Source organism: Allobaileyella intestinalis (assembly GCF_009695865.1).
GTDB classification, from domain to species: Bacteria; Bacillota; Clostridia; order Peptostreptococcales; family Anaerovoracaceae; genus Allobaileyella; species Allobaileyella intestinalis.
In genome coordinates, this window is sequence record NZ_VUNB01000004.1 from 237143 (window position 1) to 257966 (window position 20824).

Consider the following 20824-nt stretch of genomic DNA (forward strand, 5'->3'; position numbering starts at 1 on the left):
ATTTACAAACAGGAGGATTTTCCCTATGGGAATGACGATGACTCAGAAAATACTTGCAGCCCACGCGGGAGTTCCGGAGGTAAAAGCAGGAGAGCTGATCAGCGCATCTCTTGACATGGTTCTTGCCAATGATATCACCGGGCCTGTATCCATAAAAGAATTTGACAAGGCGGGATTTCAGCAGGTTTTTGACAAGAGCAAAGTATCTCTGGTCATGGACCACTTCACACCAAATAAGGACATAAAGAGTGCTGAACAATGTAAGGCCTGCAGAACTTTTGCAAAAAGATTTGACATTGATAATTTCTATGATGTAGGAGAAGTGGGAATCGAACACGCCCTCCTTCCGGAAAAAGGACTGGCAGGTCCTGGAGAGGCAATCATCGGAGCCGACTCCCACACCTGCACCTACGGAGCTCTGGGAGCTTTCTCTACTGGAGTTGGCTCCACAGATGTTACTGCCGGAATGGTTACTGGAAAGGCCTGGTTTAAGGTTCCTTCTGCAATTAAATTTGACCTTACAGGTGCGTTCCCACCTCATGTGAGCGGCAAAGATCTGATTCTCCATATCATCGGAATGATCGGAGTAGATGGTGCCCTTTATAAGTCCATGGAATTTTCCGGCCCAGGAGTGTCATCCCTTACAATGGACGACAGATTTACAATTTGCAACATGGCCATTGAAGCCGGTGCAAAGAACGGAATTTTCCCTGTTGATGAAGTAACTCTGGACTATGTGAAATCCAGGGTTAACAGAGAATTCAAAACATACGAAGCAGATGAAGACGCAGAATATGAGAACGTATACCACATTGACCTGAGCAGTCTCGAACCGGTGGTATCCTTCCCTCACCTGCCTTCAAACACCAGAACATTCAAAGACATTCCTGAAATTGAAATAGACCAGGTGGTAATCGGCTCTTGCACCAACGGACGGATTTCAGATATGGAAAAAGCTGCGGCTATTTTCAAAGGCAAACACGTAGCAAAGGGAGTCAGAGCCATTATCATGCCTGCCACTCAGAAAATATACATGGAATGTCTGAAACGAGGATATCTGGAAACATTCATTGAAGCTGGCTGCATAATCTCTCCACCTACCTGCGGTCCATGTCTGGGGGGACACATGGGTATTCTTGCAGCAGGTGAAAGATGCGTTTCCACAACTAACAGAAACTTCATAGGAAGAATGGGTCACGTTGAATCTGAAGTATATCTTGCCAGCCCTGAAACAGCAGCTGCATCAGCTATTTCAGGAAAAATTTCCTCTCCTGCTGCGGAGGAAAAGGCCATGGCGGAAAGCCACTAGGAAGGAGCATTCATGGACGTAAAAGGATTTGTACATAAAGTAGGCGACAACATCGACACAGACCTGATAATCGCCGCCAGATACCTGAACACCCAGGATGCCGCAGAACTGGCATCATATCTTATGGAAGATTATGACCCGGAATTCAAAAAATCCATAGCTCCCGGAGACATCATAGTTGCAGGTGAAAATTTCGGCTGTGGTTCATCTCGTGAACATGCTCCTATAGCAATAAAAGGACGAGGCGTTAGTTGCGTGATAGCTGAAACCTTCGCAAGAATTTTCTATCGGAATTCAATAAACATCGGACTGCCGATTCTGGAGTGCCCGGAAGCCAGCCGTGAAATTCAGGATGGAGATAAAGTGGAAATTGACCTGGACAAAGGCATTATCACCGATGTTACCCTTGGAAAAAGCTGGCAGGCAGCTCCTTTCCCTGAGTCAATTCAGAAGATCATCAACAGCGGCGGTCTGCTCAACAGCATCAGAAAGGATATGGAATAATGGAATACAAAATCGCAGTTGTTCCCGGAGACGGCATAGGCCCGGAGGTGATAGATCAGGCCATAAAGGTTCTTAACAAGGTTGGAATGGTTTATGGCCATCAGTTCAAATACGAAAAACACCTGGCCGGAGGTGCAGCCATTGATGAATACGGTGAATGTCTGCCCCAGTCTACGCTGGACGGATGCAAGGCCTCTGACGCAGTTCTCCTGGGAGCCGTAGGCGGACCTAAGTGGGATGATGTTCCCGGAGACAAGAGGCCTGAAAGGGCTCTCCTTGGCCTTCGAAAAGGTCTGGGTCTCTACGCAAACCTGCGGCCGGCCATGATTTTTTCTCAGCTGGCAGATGCCTCCCCTCTCAAAAAAGAAATCCTGGGCTCCGGCCTGGACATTCTCATCGTAAGAGAACTTACTGGAGGCATATACTTCGGAAAACACGAAACAGTTGACCAGGACGGCCAGAAGATAGCCAGAGACACAGAGGAATACAGCGAGGCTGAAATCCGCAGAATAGGCATCAAAGCCTTTGAGTCTGCCATGAAGCGGAACAAGAGAGTAACCAGCGTGGACAAGGCCAACGTTCTGGACAGCTCCCGCCTGTGGAGAAAGATCATCACAGAGCTTTCTGCTGACTATTCCGAGGTGGAGCTGGACCACATGTACGTGGACAACGCAGCTATGCAACTGGTGAGAGATCCAAAGCACTTCGACGTGCTGGTAACCAGCAACATGTTCGGTGACATTCTTTCCGACGAGGCCAGCCAGATTACCGGATCCATCGGCATGCTTCCATCAGCCAGCCTGGCAGACGGGGACTTCGGCATGTACGAACCGGTCCACGGTTCTGCACCGGACATTGCAGGCCAGGGCAAAGCCAACCCTATTGCTACCATCCTGTCTGCAGCCATGATGCTCAGATATTCCTTCAACCTTAAGGAGGAAGCCGACGCCATTGAGAACAGCGTCAAGGATTTCCTGGAAAAAGGATATCGTACTGCGGACATTGCCGGCGCCGGAAACCCCAGCGTTTCCACCGAAGAGACAGGCAACCTCATCGCTTCGTTCATCCGGTGATGATTGCCGATACCGCCTGCCTGATATCAAAACAGCTTTCTACTTATCTATACTTATCATAGAGCAAAACCGCTCCACACCAGCCCTGGGTAATAACAGGGCCGGATGGAGCAGTTTTGCTGTCGATCATTTTAGATTATAGACCCAGTTCATTTCTGAGCTCTTCTGCAACATCGTAACCACTGTATTCCATTTTGATCACATAGTCATCGCCGTAACCGTGTATAGGCATCCATACCTGTGCATAAAATGGATTTTTCTTTGCGATCTCCCCATATTTCCACTCATGAGCAAGGCACTCAGGGCACCAGTGTCCTCCCTGAAGCACTGCGTTTACGGACATCTTGAATTCGTGTCCATCTGCGCACTGCCACCTTACAGGCTGATAAATATCTTTCGGAGCTTTTTCTTCCAGATATTTGCCTCCACGAAATTCTGCTGCCTTTCTTAGATCCTCCAATGTCAGGTTCTCCAGGCCTTTTTCTTCGTCATATCCATGATCCAAATATGTAACTTCTTCACTCGGGTGGAAAAGCTCGTAATGATCACTGTCAGGAAGAGCTGTCATTTTTTCTCTGGAACCGAAGAATGCCTTGATCCAATCTTCTTCGTTGTTTTCCAGCATCCAGTATGTACCCATTCTCTTATGACCTATCTCTATATTGTGGGCCTTCATAGCTTCCGCAGACGGGAACATGGCTGCGATCAACGGATTAGCTGCCATTCGTCTCATCTCGTCTGTAACACCTGCCCAATATGCTGAACCAGGAATGCATCGGAAGTGGAGAATATCATCCAGCTTATCACCATCTGAGAAATAATGACCGTGGAAGTTATATGGAGCCATCATTTTTACATCCATAACATCCTTTATGCCCATGCCAAAAGGCTTTAGATTGATATCCATCAGCTCCCACGTAGCGAGTCGATACTCCTTGCCGCTGCTTAAGTTATACCCTTTTCTCCAGAAACTCTCAGGAACCCAGTCCTCACACAGATTTGCCATGCATATACCTGATTCAATGGAGGTACTCCATTCAAGCACATTATTTGGTGCCTGATGCCAGATAATCGGCTCTTCTCCTGCTCCTTCTGCGCTTGGATGCTGACCCGTCTGTCGTATGGATACCCAGTATTTCAGACCAGATTCAAAAACAGCAAGTTCTGAATATACTTTTGATAATGCATAATAATCAAATATAGAAGGATTGAGCGGGTCTCCCACTCTACCCCAGTGGATCGGATAAGTGCGGCACCCAGTCTCAGCCACTGTACCTACATATGCAAAATGGACCTTATCAGGATCTGGCTGTTCTTTTATGGCCTTTATGATCTTGAGAGTTGAACCGATGTTGGTATAAAGCGTTTTTTCGGGGTATTTATCTGCTGCAGGCGATACCATAGCTCCAATGTGGATAACATAATCTGACCCATCTACACCTCTCTTAATATCTTCATAATTGGTCATATCACCCCAAATGATCTGAAGCTTCGGGCATGCGTATTTTTTCATCAGTTTTTTATTTTTGTCCGATGGTCTTACCAATGCTTTCACTGAAAAGCGATTACTCCTCGACAGAAGCTGTTTTAGTGTTTCCTGTCCCATTATCCCTGATGCACCGGTCATGAAGACTACCTTGTCAGGCTTTATTATATCAGCATGCACATCTGGTTTATCGAAGGTAAGAGCCGCATCCATAGCTTCTCTCGTAGCGTTCAATGCTCTTCTTGCCATTCCTGCATCTCCTATGACCATATATCCACAGCCATTTGCATATGCAGCAGCCTCCAGTTCCTTGCCGTTCCTGGACCTTGATCCTATCGCTATGACCGCATAGTCGCATGGGAATTCAACGGTCTCATCACCTTTCTTTCCTACCACCTTTCTATCTTCAATAGATGTCACTGCTACCTCTGTAACAGGAGTGATATTCAGTTCTGGCAGATGCACATCAAGATAGTACTTTCTAGCCATGCCAAGATCTGCACAGACCTCTGGAAGCATCTCGAGGATCGTCACCTTGCTACCTCTCTCTTCCAGATATTCTGCCACTTCCATGCCGACCATCCCGCCACCGATCACGACAACGTTACCTTTTACTGCGGTTTTTCCATCAAGGACGTCATGGGAATTTGCTACGAACGGCTTATCCACTCCAGGGAATTTAGGTATCACAGGTTGTGATCCTATAGCATTGAATACTGTGTGAGGCTTGATCTGAGCAATCAGTTCCGGAGTGACGGTGGTGTTTAAACGGATGTCCACTCCAAGTGCTCTTGCTTGTCTCGCCATCAATTCAACTGCGGCCTTCATTTCTCCTTTTCTAGGAGCCATTCCAGCCGTGCGGAACTGTCCACCAAGCGTATCTGATGCTTCGCAGAGGATTGGATCATGTCCACGCTGCTTCAGTGTGATGGCGGCCTTAAGTCCTGCAATGCCACCTCCCGCAATGAGAACACGCTCTGGCTTATCTGTCTTTACGATCTCACATTCTTTTTCTCTTCCAACTGCCGGATTCATAAGGCATGTGACATGAGAACAATCAGGATCTGCAAATGCATCCAGGCATCCCTGATCACAACCAACACAATAAGTTATCTCATCAGTTCTCCCATCACGAACCTTATTTACAAATTCAGGATCAGCATACTGAGCACGACCCATAACTACCATGTCCACTTTATCTTCTTCTAGGACTTTTTCAGCTATGTCCGGCTCATTAAGACGTCCGACACCAATAGTCAGCATTCCTGTTTCTTTCCGTATTTTTGCCGCATTGTCAATATTGAACCCCTTTGGAATGTCAAGTGGCGGTATCTCATACATATTAGCCGGCGTGATAACATTACCTCTGGAAACATTCAGAGCATCTACTCCCTCTTTCCCGGCGAGTTTGCAAAACTCTATAACTTCCTCTATGGTAAGTCCACCTGGCAGGAAATCATCGTATGCATCAATTCTCATAAAAAGCGGCATATCATCAGGCATGTTTTTTCGGATCGCTCTTATAGCTTCCAGAGGAAATTTTGAGCGATTTTCGAAACTTCCTCCATATTCGTCTGTACGATGATTTATTCCACCAGAAAGGAATGAGTGAGGCAGATAATTATGAGCGCAGTGGAATTCGATACAGTCAAATCCCGCTTTTGCAGCTCTCTCCGCCGCTTTTCCATAGCACTCTACTATCTCGTTTATCTGATCCACAGTCATTCCCGGCAGTGTTATCTCTGCAGATACCGGCATATCACTTGGAACCAGTATCTGCGCAGTCTTATCAAGTCCCACGGCAAGGCTGCCCTGCCAAAGTTGTATTCCTGCCTTTCCCCCAACTGCATGGATCGCATCAACCAGCGCCTTAAGGCCCGGGATATACTGGTCCTCTGAAATAGAAAGGAAATGTCTTGGTGCACTTGGCGTATGGACACTTGCGACCTCTACAATATTCAGTCCGCTGCCACCTTTTGCTCTTGCAACATGATAATTTATATGCTGATCCGTCACAAAGCTGGCATTACCTGAAAACTTGGTTCCTGTGGCAGGAAAAATTATCCTGTTCCTCATCTCCATACCGCGTATTTTAATTGGCTCGAACAATTTCTCGTACATTATGATACCTCCTGATTTTTCAGAGATGCAGGTAACTTCTTATTGTCACAACTTTAACACGTTACGAGCGGTGATAGTCAATTGTACATTTCACTAAAAGTGCAACTAATGAGCTCTGTTTTTTTATTGCTCAATACTGAAACCTTCTTTAATTGTTGTATTTTCGCTCAAAAAAGCTTACAGTTAACTGTGAGCTTTTTTGGTCAATAGGATCCTCACGTACTAAAAACATTCTGTGGAGGTTTGTCATGAAGCTTTCAGAAATATGCAAAGAAACAGGCATCAGTAAAAGAACTGTGCATTACTATATTCAGGAAGGACTGATCTCTCCATCAACGAACGAACATAATGGATATTATATTTTCACGGAAGAAGACTGTAAAAAATTGAAGATGGTACGATGTTTGCGAAATGCAAAAGTATCCATAGCAGACATACATTCAATTATAGATAATCCGGCAACAGTGAATTACTATCTCAGTTTACACATCAAAGCTCTCAGGAGAGAGCTTCGCTTTACACAGCAGACGATCAACAGCATGAATTATGTTCTTACTAATTCCCCGTTACATCCCGATTTAACAGAGGTCCAAGATCTCATAAACAACGCCGATATACCTGATCCGGACAACATTTCAGACAAAAATGATTTTGATTTGTATGACATTTCACTCACAAATAAATACCTGTGGGGATCATTTTTGACTCCCGAGCCATTCAGTGACTACCAGGACTTTCTCTGGAACAAACTTCAGCGGATCGCAATGGAAAGATATTCTGATGATTATATCAAGCTTGATCGACATTTATACTCAATGAGCAATTCTTCCATTGATCGCACCTTTGTCCATACTCAACAGCATTACATACATATTTCCGAGCTAACATCAAAAGACTTTGAGGCATACTCCAAACAGTTAATAGAGCATCTTTACGAGATCCCAGAAAACACTGCATTTGTTTCTATGTGGAAACGGAACTACGATGATTTTTATGGACCGACGGTACGCATTCATTCTTCTCCATTAAGCGATATCGTTGCTGAAATCAGCCCATTTTTTGCATCGTACAAGAAAAACATCAATGCGGTGTGCAACATGGTCTACGACTGGATAATGAGTCCGGATGGAGAGGAATGTCTAGAATCGTTAAAAAATGCTTTTGGCAGTTGCCTCGACATTCACAATTACGACCACGGACAGCTTGAAGCATTAGCTTCACTCATAATAGTGGGGTTTGACATGATGTAAATTTCAAAACAATAAAAGCCGGCCTCTCATTTCGGAGGGCCGGCCGTATGCTTCACTTAATATAAGATCTCTCAGTTTTCTACTTCTGAGGCGCTTCCTTTGGTGTGCCGAAGAGGAACACCAGGTAGCGCACCAGAGCATAAAGTGTAGTTACTGTAGCGATAATAGTCTCTATGGTCACAATTGGTGCCAGGAAGGTCATAGGACTTCCCATTGCTGCAGAGCAGACCATAAGCTGCTTAGATGCAATTGCTGCGATAACCATAGGGAATGTATATGCCGCATAGCTAGGGAAAAACGGCATTTTCAAGTACTGCAGGAACTTGACACAGGCAAGAACGAAAAGCACAGTCCCCAGCACCCACATAGCTGTCAGAAACGGCAGTGACTTTGGCATCACTGACTGGATATACCCTGCGATGCAGAGGCTGACAGGCGCTGAATAAATGCAAATCAGCGGCTTTGCCGGATCAGGCACCGTAACTTTAGCGTATCTGATGGTCACCATAATCAAAAGGATTACCAGGGTCACAAATCCAAACCAGAAGGCAGCGGTACCCAGCCTTGTTGCCTTAAATGCAGGAGCAGTCATGGAAGCCATGACAATTCCAACATAAACGATGTAATAACTTGCGAACACCTTCTTCAGATCAAACTTGAAAATGAACTTAACTGTAAAATAAATAATCAGTATCACGTGAAGAATGATGGCTATATACCAGATTGCTTTAGCAACTGCAGGTCCGAACCACGGCATGAAATATGTGCTGAAAAGCATAAGAGCCATGGGAAATGTACAGAATACACTGGCCATAATCGGATTCTTCATGTTCTCCTTGAACTTTCCAAAATCAGCGCAAACGCTGATCAGGAACAGAATTCCAAGAATGGTGCCCACGATCCCACATGCCATTCTGATGCCTTCTGAATACGACTGAAGAAGATTTCCAAGACCGAACATTCCGAGAATAACACCGCAGACAGGAATTGGAATTTTTTTGATAAGATTCATATAATACCCTTTCTATAAACTGTAAACTCAACCATTTCCCTCCCCCGGGGAAAATATCCATTAAGCCTCCAGAGGAGCTGTTCTTGTTTTCAGATACTCGTCGTGGCTGAGTACAGTAATCTCTCCTGTTGTAGGAATTCCCAGCTCTCTTGCCAGGATCTCTGCAGTCTTAGCTGCACACATGCCTGTGTAGTAGATGCACTGGGACTTGTGTCCGCCTACGCTCATGTCAAACTCTTTTGTAAGAACTCTGCAGCATGCAGCGTGCTTTGTATTGTTATCCCTGAACCAGTCGTGAAGCTCGTTGGTCATGCTCATGCACTTTACAACGTTAGGATCCTTAGGTCCTTTGTGTTCGTCTCTTCCAAAGAACATTCCGATAGCCATTACTCCTCCATTGAGAGCTCCGCAGATGCAGCCTGACTTTCCAACGCCGATTGCCATTCCAGAAGCCATTCTGATCATCTCATGAGGCATGTCTACCTGAAAATTGTCCATGATAACTTCCATTACAGCCTCACAGCAGAAAAATCCTCTGCGGTATGACTCTTCAGCCTCTGCCTGCACCTTTGACAGATCGATGGATGTTGCTTTGATTTCCATAAATAATCCTCCTGATAAATAAAAACATACTAGTGTGATATGAATTTGTCACACTAGTATGTATACAGTATTTTTTAATTAATACCAAATAGATATTATTTATATATCTGTTTGAAAGTATTGACTTTTCTTATGCTGCTTGTAACAGATTATTCCTTCGAATCTTTCTTAAGAGCTTCCTCGTAATCCTGACCCTTTTCAAGCTTCTTAGGAGATGAAACCTTTACCTTGTGGTCATACCATTTGCCGTGAGTTCCTATGAGGGCCAGATCAAAGTCTTTTTTCAGATATGGAACCGGAACATCAAATCCATAGACTTCTTCGTCGTATCCATCATCGTAGTGGACCTTGTCATCAGTTGGCTTAAGTATCTTATCCTTATTGTTCTTTGCTTCTTTGGAAGTACCCTGGTAAAGGCCTACAATATTTTTGGATACAAGGGTAATGTGAATTGTCATCTTTCCATTTTTTACCGTCAGTATCCCCTTATCGTGATAGGCTTCATTAATGTGAAACATGGAGCTGTCTGTGGTGAAGGTGGCAACGTATTTACCATCTTCTAAACCTTCATCCTGTTTCTTTCCGGCGGAACATCCTGACAGCAGCATAACCGAAACAATTGCTGCGGCAAGGACGATAATAAGCAGATTTTTCTTCTTCATCCCGAACCTCTCTAAAACGAAATATAACGCCTGCTTCACGCAGGCGTTTTTTCAAGGAAAAATATTTATCAAGCTGCCCAGTGTTCGTCAGATGCTACATTACATCTCCCGTGTGGGCTACATACAGCTGCTGAATTGCTGGAATCCTGCCCATTCCGGCTATCTGGGCATCCACGCTGTCAAAGTTCTTTGAAGCCTTGAACTGGCTCTTCCATGAATCCTTGTCATCCCCGGCCATGTCGTTATTTGCATGATCTCCAGCTACAACCATCAGGTCTCTCAGGATGACCTTCTTGTATCCTGCCTTCTTTACCTTTTTGATAACCTCAGTACAGGATGTATCGGCAGGCTTGCCTTCAACAGTGCCAATGAACACGTTATCGTAACCAAGGTTCTTCATCTGTGTCTGCATCTGGTCATAAGTGATGTTTGCCTCGTGGGATGTGCCGTGTCCCATGAATACGAAAGCAACGCCCTGATTCTTCGCTTCATCAAGGCTGCTGAATCCAGCTTCTTTTACAGCTTCAGCCGTAAGATCCTGGGCAACAGCTTCCTTGTCAGCGTTGATTACACTGGCATCGGATCCCACCTCTCCCAGAAGAGGCTCAGCAATTTTTACAGAATCGAACTTATCTTTATACTTATCCACTTCCTCCTTTAACTCATCATACTCTGCGCCGTGCATCAGATGAGTAGGCTGGATTATCAGATTCTTAACTCCGTTTTTCACTGCTCTGTCCAGTGCCTGGTCAACGTTGTCAATTTTCTCTCCATCTCTGGCCTGTACGTGATTTATGATTATCTGTGAAGTAAAGGCTCTTCTGACTGACCATCCCGGATATGCAGCAGCCATAGCTTTTTCAATTCCGCCGATATCCTTTGTCCTGCTGTCGTTAAAGGAAGTGCCGAAGCTGGTCACAAGGATTTCATTCTGACCTATGCCATCCTGGTTCAGAGGATTGTCCAGAGAGGCATCTCCTGTGTCTCTGCCGAAATAGTCAGGATCTGCGTTTTCTCCCTTAACAAGCTTCTTCTGTTTGTCTGTCAGCTTGTCCCAGGCTTCTTTGGCGTCCTTGCACTGCTGATCCGTCTTTGAAGTTCTGTCCTTAACATAGATGGCGTCAATTTTCCTGGCTACTGAATCAGCAGCTTTCTGATCCTCGGTTTTCTTGTCAGAAGAACCGCAGGAAGTCAATGAAACTCCAATGGTGAACACCATTGCAATGGTCAGGATAATTGAAAAAAGCTTTTTTCTTCTGCGATGCATATTAACCTCCAATACAAAAAACAGTCCCCAGGTCAGACCTGCGGACTGTTAATGAACATAGAATATCATGGCTTTCCCGGAATTTTTGCACAGAAAAAATTCCCTGCAATCTTTGCAATCTTCAAAAAACGGGAAAAGCCAATCCACCCTGTTCCGGTGTCCGCAGAACTGAGAGGCTGTGCCCTTGCACTAAAGAACAGATAAGTATTCTGGCTTATTGCAGTGGAAAGAATTCCCCAGATCCCCTCCTTCCCGGTTTGTAAATAACCAGTGGACTAACGGGGATTTTCTGCAAAATACAGCAACGGCCTTGCGCAGGATTCTAACCTGCTTCCATAATCTGTTCTCTGCTTTACACTCAATACTAACCTTTTGTTAGTTTTCAGTCAATTTCTAACTGAATCGTCGCCTATAGAAATTTCTTATTTATGTCTGCCGGATCTATTTCTTCAATTCCTTCTTTTCTTGCCAGCTCCGCCAGATCTCTGTTTCTTGAATTTATTTCACCGTATTCATCGAGGCAATTCACGAAGGAGCTACAAGTTCTCATAATTTTTACAGCCTGGGAAAAAGAGGTGTCCCCAATGGAACAGAAGGGCCTTTCCGTAACTATGCTGGCTGCCAGATCTCGCCCAGCAAGCTCATCCACATCCCCTTTGTGAAGAACTCCCGCAGCAAAAGGAACGCCTTTTTTCTGAAGTTCCCGAAAAACCGGTACGCCCTTTCCTCCTCCAGCAATTACAAAGACTTGCGGCGGTCCTGCATTTTTCTTTAATTCCACACTTCCAAAAATTGGATTGTATGAACCGGTATCAAGATCATACAGGTCTGTGATTTTTTCTTTCCTGAAAATCTCCCATGCAGTTCCCCAGTCAGTAATATAATCTCCTTTTACACAAACTATCTCGTCTGAAATCCTTTCAGCAAGATCCAGCTCGTGAAGGGACATGATTATGGTGATGTTTTTTTCTCTGGCCAGTAACCTCAGTATATTAAGAAGCTCCAGTTTATACTTCACATCCAGAAATGAAGTAGGCTCATCAAGAACCAGTAGTTCCGGCTCCTGAGCTATGGCCCTGGCAAACATTATTCTCTGTTTCTGACCATCACTGATTCTCATAAAATCCCTGTCAGCCAGGTCCAAGGTATTAGTGATGGTCATGGCCTTTCGAACTACTCTGTGGTCCTCTTCTGAAAGTATTCCAAGTCTTCCAGTGTAAGGATATCTGCCGGTTTCCACCACTTCCCTGCAAGTCATCATGTCTGTGGTCATGCGCTGAGTCAGCATAACAGAAACCTGACGGGAAAAGCCGTTCATGTCTATTGAAGAAGTTTTTTTTCCGTCTAAATATACGAAGCCTTCCAGTTCAGGAATCTGGCGGGTGATGGTTTTAAGTATAGTGGACTTGCCTGCGCCGTTAGGACCTATCAAAGTCATAATATGACCCTTGGGCAGCCGGAGATTAATATCTTTTATCAGAGGATTTCCATCATATCCTACAGACAGGCTTTTTACATCGAAGTAATATTCCATCATCTGTTTCTCTGCCTCCTGATCATCACCCATATTACAACAGGTGCTCCGAATATTGCTGTTACTGAACTGATGGAAAGCTCCAGTGGAGAAGCCAGGGTTCTTGCCAGCAGGTCACAAAGCAGGCAGAAATCTCCGCCGCAAAGGAAACATCCCGGAATGACTACGATTGGCCTGGAAGTACCGAACAGAGATCTTACTATATGGGGCACAGCAACACCCACAAAGGAAACCGGCCCTGCAAATGCCGTGACAACCGCAGACAGGAAACTTGAGATCAGCACAAGTTCTACTCTGAAAACCTTGATATTAACACCCATACTCCGGGCATAAGCCTCTCCCAGCTGGTATGCGCCTATGGGTTTGGATAGCAGGAATGCAGCTGCTGAAGCCAGAATAACAGATATTGCAATGATTTTGTCACTGTCCCAGCTCATGCCTGAAAAGCTTCCAAGGGACCAGTTTCTTAGATTTACTATGCTGGCGTCATCGGCAAAAGTTACCATGAAATCAGTAATTGCTGAACAGATATATCCGATCATGACTCCGCCTACAATCAGCATTGCCTGACTTTTCACTTTTCTGGAAATCCCAAGAACCAGCATCATAGCCATCATTGAACCGGCAAAAGCACTGATGATCATTGTCCCCGGCATCATAGATGAACCTGCAGCAGTGATCCCGATCATGACAACAGAGACCACCATTTTTGCACCTGAAGATATTCCAAGGACGTATGGACCTGCAATGGGGTTTGCAAAGAAGGTCTGGAGGAGAAAGCCTGAAATGGAAAGGCCTCCTCCCAGGAAAAGCACTGCAACCAGCCGGGGAAGCCTGATTTTCCACAAGGCTGCCGCTGCCATTTCACTGTCAGAAAATTCCGGATGAGTCAGCCCCCTTATCATTTCCTTAAGACTCAGGTCTATGGTTCCTATGCAGGTATTAAGAACTACAAGAATGATCAATGCAAGGACCAGGGCCCCATAAGCCGCTGTAACTCTGGCTGCCAGCCTTTTCCTGTTATATCCGTTGTTGTTATGGTATTTATCAGCAATCGATTCTGTCATAATTTCCCGTAAAGATTATTGTAAAAAATTAACTCACTTTCCTGAAGTATTGAAGAGTCTCGCCGGTTCCAGCTCTGCCCGTAAATATCAGGTTCATTTCCTTTATCATCTGAGGAGCGCTGGTAGCCTGCTGATACATATTCTCTCCTGTGCTCCAAAGGTTTCCGTTTTTCACTGCCTTAAAATCCTTCATCGCCGGATTTATGGCAAGGAGCTGATTGGTTGATGTGATCTCTCCATCAATGGTTCCGTTGTAAATGAGAATGTCAGCGTTTTTTGCTTCCTTGTAGAATTCTTCCATGTCTATTGTAACAGTAGCCCTGGAATCATTTGGATCTCCAATACTTGAAAATACATATTTTCCACCGGCCATACTGATCATCTTCGTAACATAGTCACCGCTTTTGCGGACCATGACCTGACCTGAAGGAAGTATGGTAAAGAAGGCCACTGTTTTTCCTGTGTCCCTGGAATGTATTTTATCCACTATCTTCTTCTGTTCATTGAAGAATTTTTCAGCCTGATCCTCTTTGTTCAGCATTGCACCGTAAACCTTGATCCATTCCAGTCTACCCAGGGGATGGTTCTCCATGCTGGAAAGGTCTGTAAACACCGGAATGCCGAATTCCTCTATCTTCTTTTTTACATCTGGATCATGGTTAATCATGGTGTTTTCAATTGCGATTTCACAATTGCCTCCCATGAGCATTTCGTAATCAGGGTTGTTATATTTCCCGGCAAATTTGATTTTTCCCTGATCCATAGCTGCTGCCGCAGAAGGAATGGACCACTGGCTTCGCTCTGCGCCGGAGAACTTGATTTTATCTATGCTGTCAAGACTGTCGAAAAGGCACATGGATGCTGAAGCTGCCAGGTAAATATTGTCCAGAGGCTGCTGGATAATGGTGATTTTCTCATCTATGTCCTTTGGAGCTTTTTTCCCTTCTGGCACCAGGAGATACCTGCTTCCGTCCTTTAATCTTATAAGCTTGTATCCTCCCTTGTAATAGTCTACGGCAAACTCCTTAGCATATGAGACTTTCATGGATTTTTCGGCCTTCCATCCGTTGCCAAGACCATCTTCATTTTTTTCGGCATTTTTTCCGCATCCGGTAAACAAAATTACCATCAAGGTTGTGATGGACAGGATGAGTAAAAGAGCCTTTAATCTTCGTTTCATTTTCATTTATAACTTCTGCAATTCCTTCCTCTGTCTATTTTTATCTTTTTTCAGCTTTTGTCATAGTTGATTTATCCAGCCTGATAGTATAGTCAATCAGATGAGGCGTACTCATGGCAGTTGTAAGTCCTTGAATGTGAATATCTGTATCTGGAACCACCGGAATATTCATTCTGGAGTTACCCTTCTTGTTCAGTTTCTTGAATTTCAGACTGCCTATCTGAATATACTGATAATACTCACTGCTCCAGATTATCTTTGCAGTAAGCCTTCCGTCTTTTGCAGTTATCACTGCCGGGGACTTAATATGAGCTCTTCCAGAACCGCCAGTTAAAGTGATCTTTCCAGTATATTTGCCGTTTTGTATATCCCCTGTAACCAGATCCTTTCTGTGGATACCAGAAGGAATAAACCGGACCTTGCAGTCTTGCCACTTGCCCTTTTTATATACGGCCATATCGTATTTATAATTCAGCCCTTCTACAGGAACTGTAAATTCTCCTTCACTTCCGCTGATGGCATTAGCCTGGTCATCAGCTGCCTTATAGGAATTTCCGAAATAAATCTGTGATACAGAGTGGTCTTTAAGTTTAAAGCTTACGGTAATATTATGCTGGTCTACGGTGATTCTGCTCTTTATCTTGCCTGAAAACGGGCCATTTCCCTTTATTCTCCCCGAGTATGTTCCGTCATTTATCTGCCAGCCCAGCAGCACACTGCTGTTTCCGTCTGTCTTTGACGTTCCATTTACATTTACAGCAGCTGAGGCCGAAAGAAGTAATATGACCAATACAAAAATAAGTATTCTCTTGATTCTGTTGTGGTAGTATTCCGAAGTCATGGATAAAATCTCCTTCCAATGGCAAAGCCAACTAATGGCAAAGGAAAATCAATGGTTTTTTCAAAACTCAAAACAAAACCGGCAGGACCTGACTGCCAACGCAATGCAGAAGATCCGTGCCGGCTTCCATCCATTTAATCATACTGAGATGGTACCACCGTATTCCGTGAAATGTCAATGAACAGCCTTTAGTATAGATCCTGTCTATACAGCTGCAAGAAAGTATTTGCTAATCTTTCCTTTAAAATACCAGTCATTTACGTTACTCTTATATAGTTAAAATACTACAGAATTAATCGGGAGCCTGAATGGAAATATTGAAAAACGTAGGAGGAAAGATGCTGCGCTGCGGATATACCACCGGCAGCTGCGCCACTGCTGCCACAAAGGCAGCCCTCGCCATGCTGCTTAGCGGTGATAGAATATCTGAAGTACTTATACATACGCCAGCCGGCATCGATGTTACAGCTGAAATACTGAACACAACAGTAAAACCCGGCAGTGTTAAATGCGCCGTCAGAAAAGATTCCGGAGACGACCCTGACGCCACAAGAGATATGCTCGTATATTCAGAAGTTACCCTGTGTAATGAGGGAGTCCATATTAAAGGGGGCGAAGGAATAGGGAAAGTGACAAAACCGGGACTTGACCAGCCTGTAGGGGAATACGCAATTAACTCCACTCCCCGGCAGATGATCAATCAGGTTGTACAAGAAGTATCAGAGAAATTTCACTATACCGGGGGAGTTACTGTAGAACTTTCCATTCCCGGTGGAGAAATGGTGGCATTGAAAACCTTCAACCCGAGGATGGGCATTGTTGGCGGTTTGTCCGTCATAGGAACCAGCGGAATTGTGGAGCCTATGAGCAACAAAGCTCTAGAAGGAACTGTTGCGGCCCTCATAAAACAGCTGGCCGCCAAAGGATGTAAAAGTATCCTCCTTACCCCAGGCAACTACGGTAAAGATTTTGCATCAGAGGATCTTGGCCTGGACATGTCATACAATATAAACTGTTCAAACTTCATAGGTGAATCCCTTGACACCTGCGTAGAACAAGGTTTTGATCAGATACTTATAGTAGGCCACATCGGTAAAATGGTAAAGCTTGGAATCGGTTCCACTAATACCCATTCAGCCATGGGAGACGGGCGAATTGAGTGCCTGATCAGGTGTGCCCTTCAAGGAGGAGCTTCCCTTGACACTCTAAAGAGAATCGACCAGGTAACTACTACAGACGGGGCCCTGGAAATACTAAGAGAGGAAGGCATCTGTGAGAATACCATGGATATTCTTGGTGAAAAAATCATGGATACTCTCAGGCGGAGGGTTCCGGAAAATGTTGAAATCGGTTACATTTGCTTCACCAAGGCTGAGGGTTACCGGGGAATACTGTGCAGAAGCGAAAACGCCTTTTCCCTGATTCCTTGCCGTACTCCCGGCAAAACTGAATAAGAATAAACGACTATAAAATACAACAACAACTTCAATAATACAGGAGGACAAAAATGGTACATATTGTGGGAGCAGGCTGCGGTGCTGCAGACCTGATAACAGTCAGAGGTGCCCGGCTGCTGGAAAAAGCTGATGTAATAATCTACGCCGGCTCCCTGGTTAATCCCCGGCTGCTGGACTACGCCTCCAGAGACTGCCTCATTTATAACAGCGCAAAAATGACTTTGGATCAGGTAATAGATGTAATCAGAGATGCTGATTCAAAGGGACTGGATATAGTCCGCCTTCACACTGGAGATCCCTGTCTCTACGGGGCTATAAGAGAGCAGATGGACAGACTTGATCACCTTGGTATTCCCTATGAAAACTGCCCCGGGGTGTCCAGTTTCAGCGGTGCAGCTGCTGCCCTTCAGGCGGAATACACACTTCCCGGCATCAGTCAGAGTGTTGTAATAACCAGGATGGCCGGAAGAACTCCTGTTCCGGAAAGAGAGAGCATACGCTCTTTCGCCAGCCACCAGGCCACCATGGTTATTTTTCTAAGCACAGGAATGACTGAAGCAGTCCAGAATGAGCTTCTTGAGGGAGGATATGATGAAGACACACCTGCTGCCATAGTTTACAAGGCAACCTGGCCCGATCAGAAAGTGGTCAGATGCACCTGCGGCACTCTCCACAAGGCAGCAGAGGAAAACGGCCTCCAGAACCTGGCTCTCATAACAGTGGGGAACTTTCTTGGTGATGACTACCAGCTTTCAAAGCTCTATGACCCTTCTTTTACAACGGGTTTTCGAAAAGCATCGGAACTATCCTCTGAAGAAAAAGATCCGGAAGCAGGAGCAAAGCAATGAATATCTCCATTATTTCCTTCAGCGCCAGAGGATATGAACTATCAGAAAACCTGGCCCATACCCTTTCCAATACTAATGGAAAAGCTAAATACCACGTAACCTGGGAAAGATGCCGCCCCGGAAAGCTTCACAACTGGACATGTGAGAACTTTTCCAGAGATGCCCTGATTTTTATAGGATCCTGCGGTATTGCCGTAAGAGCAATCGCCCCTTTCGTAAAAAGCAAGGTTTCAGATCCGGCAGTAATCGTCATGGACGAAAGGGGAAAATACTGCATTTCCCTTCTCTCCGGTCACATAGGAGGAGCCAACCGCCTTGTCCGCATTCTGGCTGAACTCACAGGAGCAGAACCTGTAATCACCACGGCCACAGACCTGAACAACCTTTTTTCTGTAGATGAATGGGCATCTTCTCAGGGAATGAAGATCATAAATCCCGGAAATATAGTGAAAACTGCTGACAAGATTCTGAATGGCGAAACCATATTCTTGAAATCCCTGGTACCTGTAGGCGGCCCTGTTCCTCCTAATGTGGAATATTATTACAGCAAGCCCTTTTCTCCCGATTATATGGAAAAAAATGATGAGGCGAAGGGATCAGTAAAGGAGGATCCGGATGTGCTGGTTTCCTGGAAGACCTGCCCTGGGAAAGACATTCTCCATATTGTTCCCCCTGTTCTGGTAATGGGTGTAGGATGCCGGAAGGGAACCAGCGAAATGAAAATCCAGGAGGCGTTTTACAAGGCTTGCATAAAAGAAAACATCCAGCCCGAATCTCTTTCCATGGTCTGTTCCATAGATTTGAAGAAAAACGAGGCTGGGTTGATAAACTTTTGCTCCAGTCACGGGCTGACTCTTACTTGTTATTCCAGCCAGGATCTTAGCAAGGTTCATGGCAACTTCCCTTCTTCAAAATTCGTATCTGAAACAACTGGAGTTGATAATGTATGCCAGCGTAGTGCGGCTTTGGCCTGCGGAAGCAGCCACAGCATAATCATGGAAAAAACTGTTATTGATGGCATAACCCTGTCATTTGGAATAAAGCCAATGGAATTCAGCTTTGATTACCAATAACTGTTATGCGTTATTTGCTGATTATAAAGGAACTTTCATCATGAAAAGATTATTCATAGTAGGCATTGGTCCGGGGAACAAGGAAAACATGAGCATGGAAGCTATGGATGCCATGGAATCCTCCCATATTCTGGTGGGATATACGAAATACATCCAACTGGTGAAATCTCTTTTTCCAGAGAAGGAAGTATTCACAAACGGAATGAAACAGGAAGTGGACAGGTGCCGAAAAGCTATGGAACTGGCCAATGAAGGCAAAACGGTTGCTATGATCTGCAGCGGAGATGCCGGGGTTTATGGAATGGCCGGTCCCCTTTGCCAGCTTTCTCCCGAATATCCAGAGGTGGAGATAGTTGTTGTTCCTGGAATTACCGCTGCCCTTTCAGGTGCAGCAGTGCTGGGTGCTCCCTTGACCCACGACTTTGCAGTCATCAGCCTTTCAGATCTCATGACCCCATGGGAAAAGATTGAACAGAGGCTGGCCTGTGCATCTGAAGCTGACTTCTGCATTGCCATATATAATCCATCCAGCCGCAAGCGGACTGATTATCTGCAGAAAGCCTGCCAGATCATGATGAAATACAAGTCTCCTGAAACAATATGCGGAACTGTTCAGAACATAGGGAGGAAGGGTCAGACATCCGAAATAATGACTCTAGATGAACTTCAGTACCGGGACACCGACATGTTCACCACCGTTTTCATAGGCAATTCATCTACAGAAATAATTAACGGCCGCATGGTAACTCCAAGGGGGTATAAAATTGACTGAAATAATTCTCTTCGGAGGCACTGCTGAAGGACGAGAACTGGCAGGATTTCTTGGTAAGAACAATATCAATTCCATAGTATCTGTTGTCTCTTCCTATGGTGGAAGCCTGGTGTCTGACTATCCTTCTCTTAAAGTTCGTACTGGCATCCTTCCCGAGGAAGATATGAGGCAGCTCTTCAAAACTGAAATGCCTGATCTGATTATTGACGCCACTCACCCCTATGCAGCCAGCATCAGCTCTACTATCAAAACCGTCAGTACTGATATGAGTATCGACACTATTTCCATATACAGAGAAGGTTCTTCATCAGAAGGGTATATATGTTTCGATTCCCTGGACGAAATGATCTCCTATCTGAATACCCGGGGTAAAGGAAAAACTATTTACTCCACCCTGGGGGCAAAAGCATCTGATGGATTGTCAAAAATCCACGACTATGAGAAAAGAGTTTTTACAAGAATTCTTCCCCTGGAGAAGAGCCTTCACATGGCCATTGAAGCGGGACTCTCTCCTGGTAACATTACCTGTATGCAGGGACCTTTTTCAGAAGAGCTTAACGAAGCCATGTTCCGCCATACCGGAGCAGAAATCCTTCTCACCAAAGATTCCGGCAAAGCCGGAGGTTTTCCAGAGAAAGTAAAGGCCGCTGAAAAACTGGGGATGGAAGTTCTGATACTCCGGAGACCTGAAACTAATCCCGGAATTACTGTTGAAGAAGCAGAGGACCTGATTCTAAAGAGAGTCAGGGATAAATAAAGATAAAA

18 protein-coding genes and 1 riboswitch are annotated in these 20824 nt (G+C 45.0%); of the genes, 9 read left to right on the forward strand and 9 right to left on the reverse strand.

Annotated features, from left to right (window positions below; genetic code table 11):
* Positions 1 to 25: 25 nt before the first annotated feature.
* The 3 genes from leuC to leuB are packed head-to-tail and all read left to right on the forward strand — an operon-like array spanning position 26 to position 2886.
* On the forward strand, positions 26 to 1309 hold the full coding sequence (leuC, locus tag FYJ66_RS06025; RefSeq protein WP_154572610.1) for a 3-isopropylmalate dehydratase large subunit: 1284 nt from the start codon (positions 26 to 28) through the stop codon (positions 1307 to 1309).
* Positions 1310 to 1321: 12 nt separating this feature from the next.
* A complete protein-coding gene (locus tag FYJ66_RS06030) occupies positions 1322 to 1813 on the forward strand; it encodes a 3-isopropylmalate dehydratase small subunit (RefSeq protein ID WP_154572611.1) in 492 nt (163 codons plus the stop codon).
* Positions 1813 to 2886: a 3-isopropylmalate dehydrogenase gene (leuB, locus tag FYJ66_RS06035; protein ID WP_154572612.1), complete on the forward strand. Its 1074-nt coding sequence runs from the start codon at positions 1813 to 1815 to the stop codon at positions 2884 to 2886. The genes FYJ66_RS06030 and leuB overlap by 1 nt, the downstream gene beginning before the upstream one ends.
* A gap of 136 nt (positions 2887 to 3022) precedes the next feature.
* Here leuB and baiCD read toward each other — a convergent pair whose 3' ends face one another.
* Positions 3023 to 6493 carry a bile acid Fe-S flavoenzyme BaiCD gene (baiCD, locus tag FYJ66_RS06040; protein ID WP_154572613.1) on the reverse strand — a complete coding sequence of 1157 codons (3471 nt, stop codon included), beginning with the start codon at positions 6491 to 6493 and terminating at the stop codon, positions 3023 to 3025.
* A gap of 248 nt (positions 6494 to 6741) precedes the next feature.
* Here baiCD and FYJ66_RS06045 point away from each other — a divergent pair, with 248 nt between their 5' ends.
* The gene (locus tag FYJ66_RS06045) at positions 6742 to 7743 is read left to right on the forward strand and encodes a helix-turn-helix domain-containing protein (protein ID WP_154572614.1); all 1002 of its coding nucleotides are present in this window, start codon (positions 6742 to 6744) and stop codon (positions 7741 to 7743) included.
* 79 nt (positions 7744 to 7822) lie between these two features.
* Here FYJ66_RS06045 and FYJ66_RS06050 read toward each other — a convergent pair whose 3' ends face one another.
* The 8 genes from FYJ66_RS06050 to FYJ66_RS06085 all read right to left on the reverse strand — a co-directional run bounded on the left by FYJ66_RS06050 (position 7823) and on the right by FYJ66_RS06085 (position 15909).
* Entirely contained in the window at positions 7823 to 8755 is a 933-nt protein-coding gene (locus tag FYJ66_RS06050) for a TDT family transporter (RefSeq protein ID WP_154572615.1), read from the reverse strand.
* A 60-nt stretch (positions 8756 to 8815) separates the two neighbouring features.
* Positions 8816 to 9358 carry a C-GCAxxG-C-C family protein gene (locus FYJ66_RS06055; RefSeq protein ID WP_154572616.1) on the reverse strand — a complete coding sequence of 181 codons (543 nt, stop codon included), beginning with the start codon at positions 9356 to 9358 and terminating at the stop codon, positions 8816 to 8818.
* A 149-nt stretch (positions 9359 to 9507) separates the two neighbouring features.
* The gene (locus tag FYJ66_RS06060) at positions 9508 to 10020 is read right to left on the reverse strand and encodes a hypothetical protein (RefSeq protein WP_154572617.1); all 513 of its coding nucleotides are present in this window, start codon (positions 10018 to 10020) and stop codon (positions 9508 to 9510) included.
* A 94-nt stretch (positions 10021 to 10114) separates the two neighbouring features.
* The gene (locus FYJ66_RS06065) at positions 10115 to 11287 is read right to left on the reverse strand and encodes a sirohydrochlorin cobaltochelatase (protein WP_154572618.1); all 1173 of its coding nucleotides are present in this window, start codon (positions 11285 to 11287) and stop codon (positions 10115 to 10117) included.
* 182 nt (positions 11288 to 11469) lie between these two features.
* Positions 11470 to 11674, reverse strand: a riboswitch (cobalamin riboswitch).
* A 22-nt stretch (positions 11675 to 11696) separates the two neighbouring features.
* Positions 11697 to 12854, reverse strand: coding sequence for an ABC transporter ATP-binding protein (locus FYJ66_RS06070; RefSeq protein WP_235897371.1), 1158 nt, complete (start codon positions 12852 to 12854; stop codon positions 11697 to 11699).
* Positions 12821 to 13888: a FecCD family ABC transporter permease gene (locus FYJ66_RS06075; RefSeq protein WP_154572619.1), complete on the reverse strand. Its 1068-nt coding sequence runs from the start codon at positions 13886 to 13888 to the stop codon at positions 12821 to 12823. Before FYJ66_RS06075 ends, FYJ66_RS06070 begins: the two co-directional genes overlap by 34 nt.
* A 28-nt stretch (positions 13889 to 13916) precedes the next feature.
* Positions 13917 to 15068, reverse strand: a complete 1152-nt coding sequence (locus FYJ66_RS06080; RefSeq protein WP_154572620.1) for an ABC transporter substrate-binding protein — start codon at positions 15066 to 15068, stop codon at positions 13917 to 13919.
* 40 nt (positions 15069 to 15108) lie between these two features.
* Positions 15109 to 15909: a hypothetical protein gene (locus FYJ66_RS06085; RefSeq protein ID WP_154572621.1), complete on the reverse strand. Its 801-nt coding sequence runs from the start codon at positions 15907 to 15909 to the stop codon at positions 15109 to 15111.
* Between the two features lie 308 nt (positions 15910 to 16217).
* Between FYJ66_RS06085 and cbiD the strand changes: the two genes are divergently transcribed.
* Genes cbiD through cobK form a run of 5 tightly spaced genes read left to right on the forward strand, consistent with a single transcriptional unit; the run spans position 16218 to position 20816 of the window.
* Positions 16218 to 17363 carry a cobalt-precorrin-5B (C(1))-methyltransferase CbiD gene (cbiD, locus tag FYJ66_RS06090; RefSeq protein WP_154572622.1) on the forward strand — a complete coding sequence of 382 codons (1146 nt, stop codon included), beginning with the start codon at positions 16218 to 16220 and terminating at the stop codon, positions 17361 to 17363.
* A gap of 53 nt (positions 17364 to 17416) precedes the next feature.
* Positions 17417 to 18214, forward strand: coding sequence for a precorrin-4 C(11)-methyltransferase (gene cobM / locus FYJ66_RS06095; RefSeq protein ID WP_154572623.1), 798 nt, complete (start codon positions 17417 to 17419; stop codon positions 18212 to 18214).
* A complete protein-coding gene (locus FYJ66_RS06100) occupies positions 18211 to 19287 on the forward strand; it encodes a cobalt-precorrin 5A hydrolase (protein ID WP_154572624.1) in 1077 nt (358 codons plus the stop codon). The genes cobM and FYJ66_RS06100 overlap by 4 nt, the downstream gene beginning before the upstream one ends.
* A 40-nt stretch (positions 19288 to 19327) precedes the next feature.
* Complete coding sequence (gene cobJ, locus FYJ66_RS06105; protein WP_154572625.1) at positions 19328 to 20059, forward strand: precorrin-3B C(17)-methyltransferase; 732 nt, start codon at positions 19328 to 19330, stop codon at positions 20057 to 20059.
* The gene (gene cobK / locus FYJ66_RS06110; protein ID WP_154572626.1) at positions 20052 to 20816 is read left to right on the forward strand and encodes a precorrin-6A reductase; all 765 of its coding nucleotides are present in this window, start codon (positions 20052 to 20054) and stop codon (positions 20814 to 20816) included. Before cobJ ends, cobK begins: the two co-directional genes overlap by 8 nt.
* Positions 20817 to 20824 lie beyond the last annotated feature (8 nt).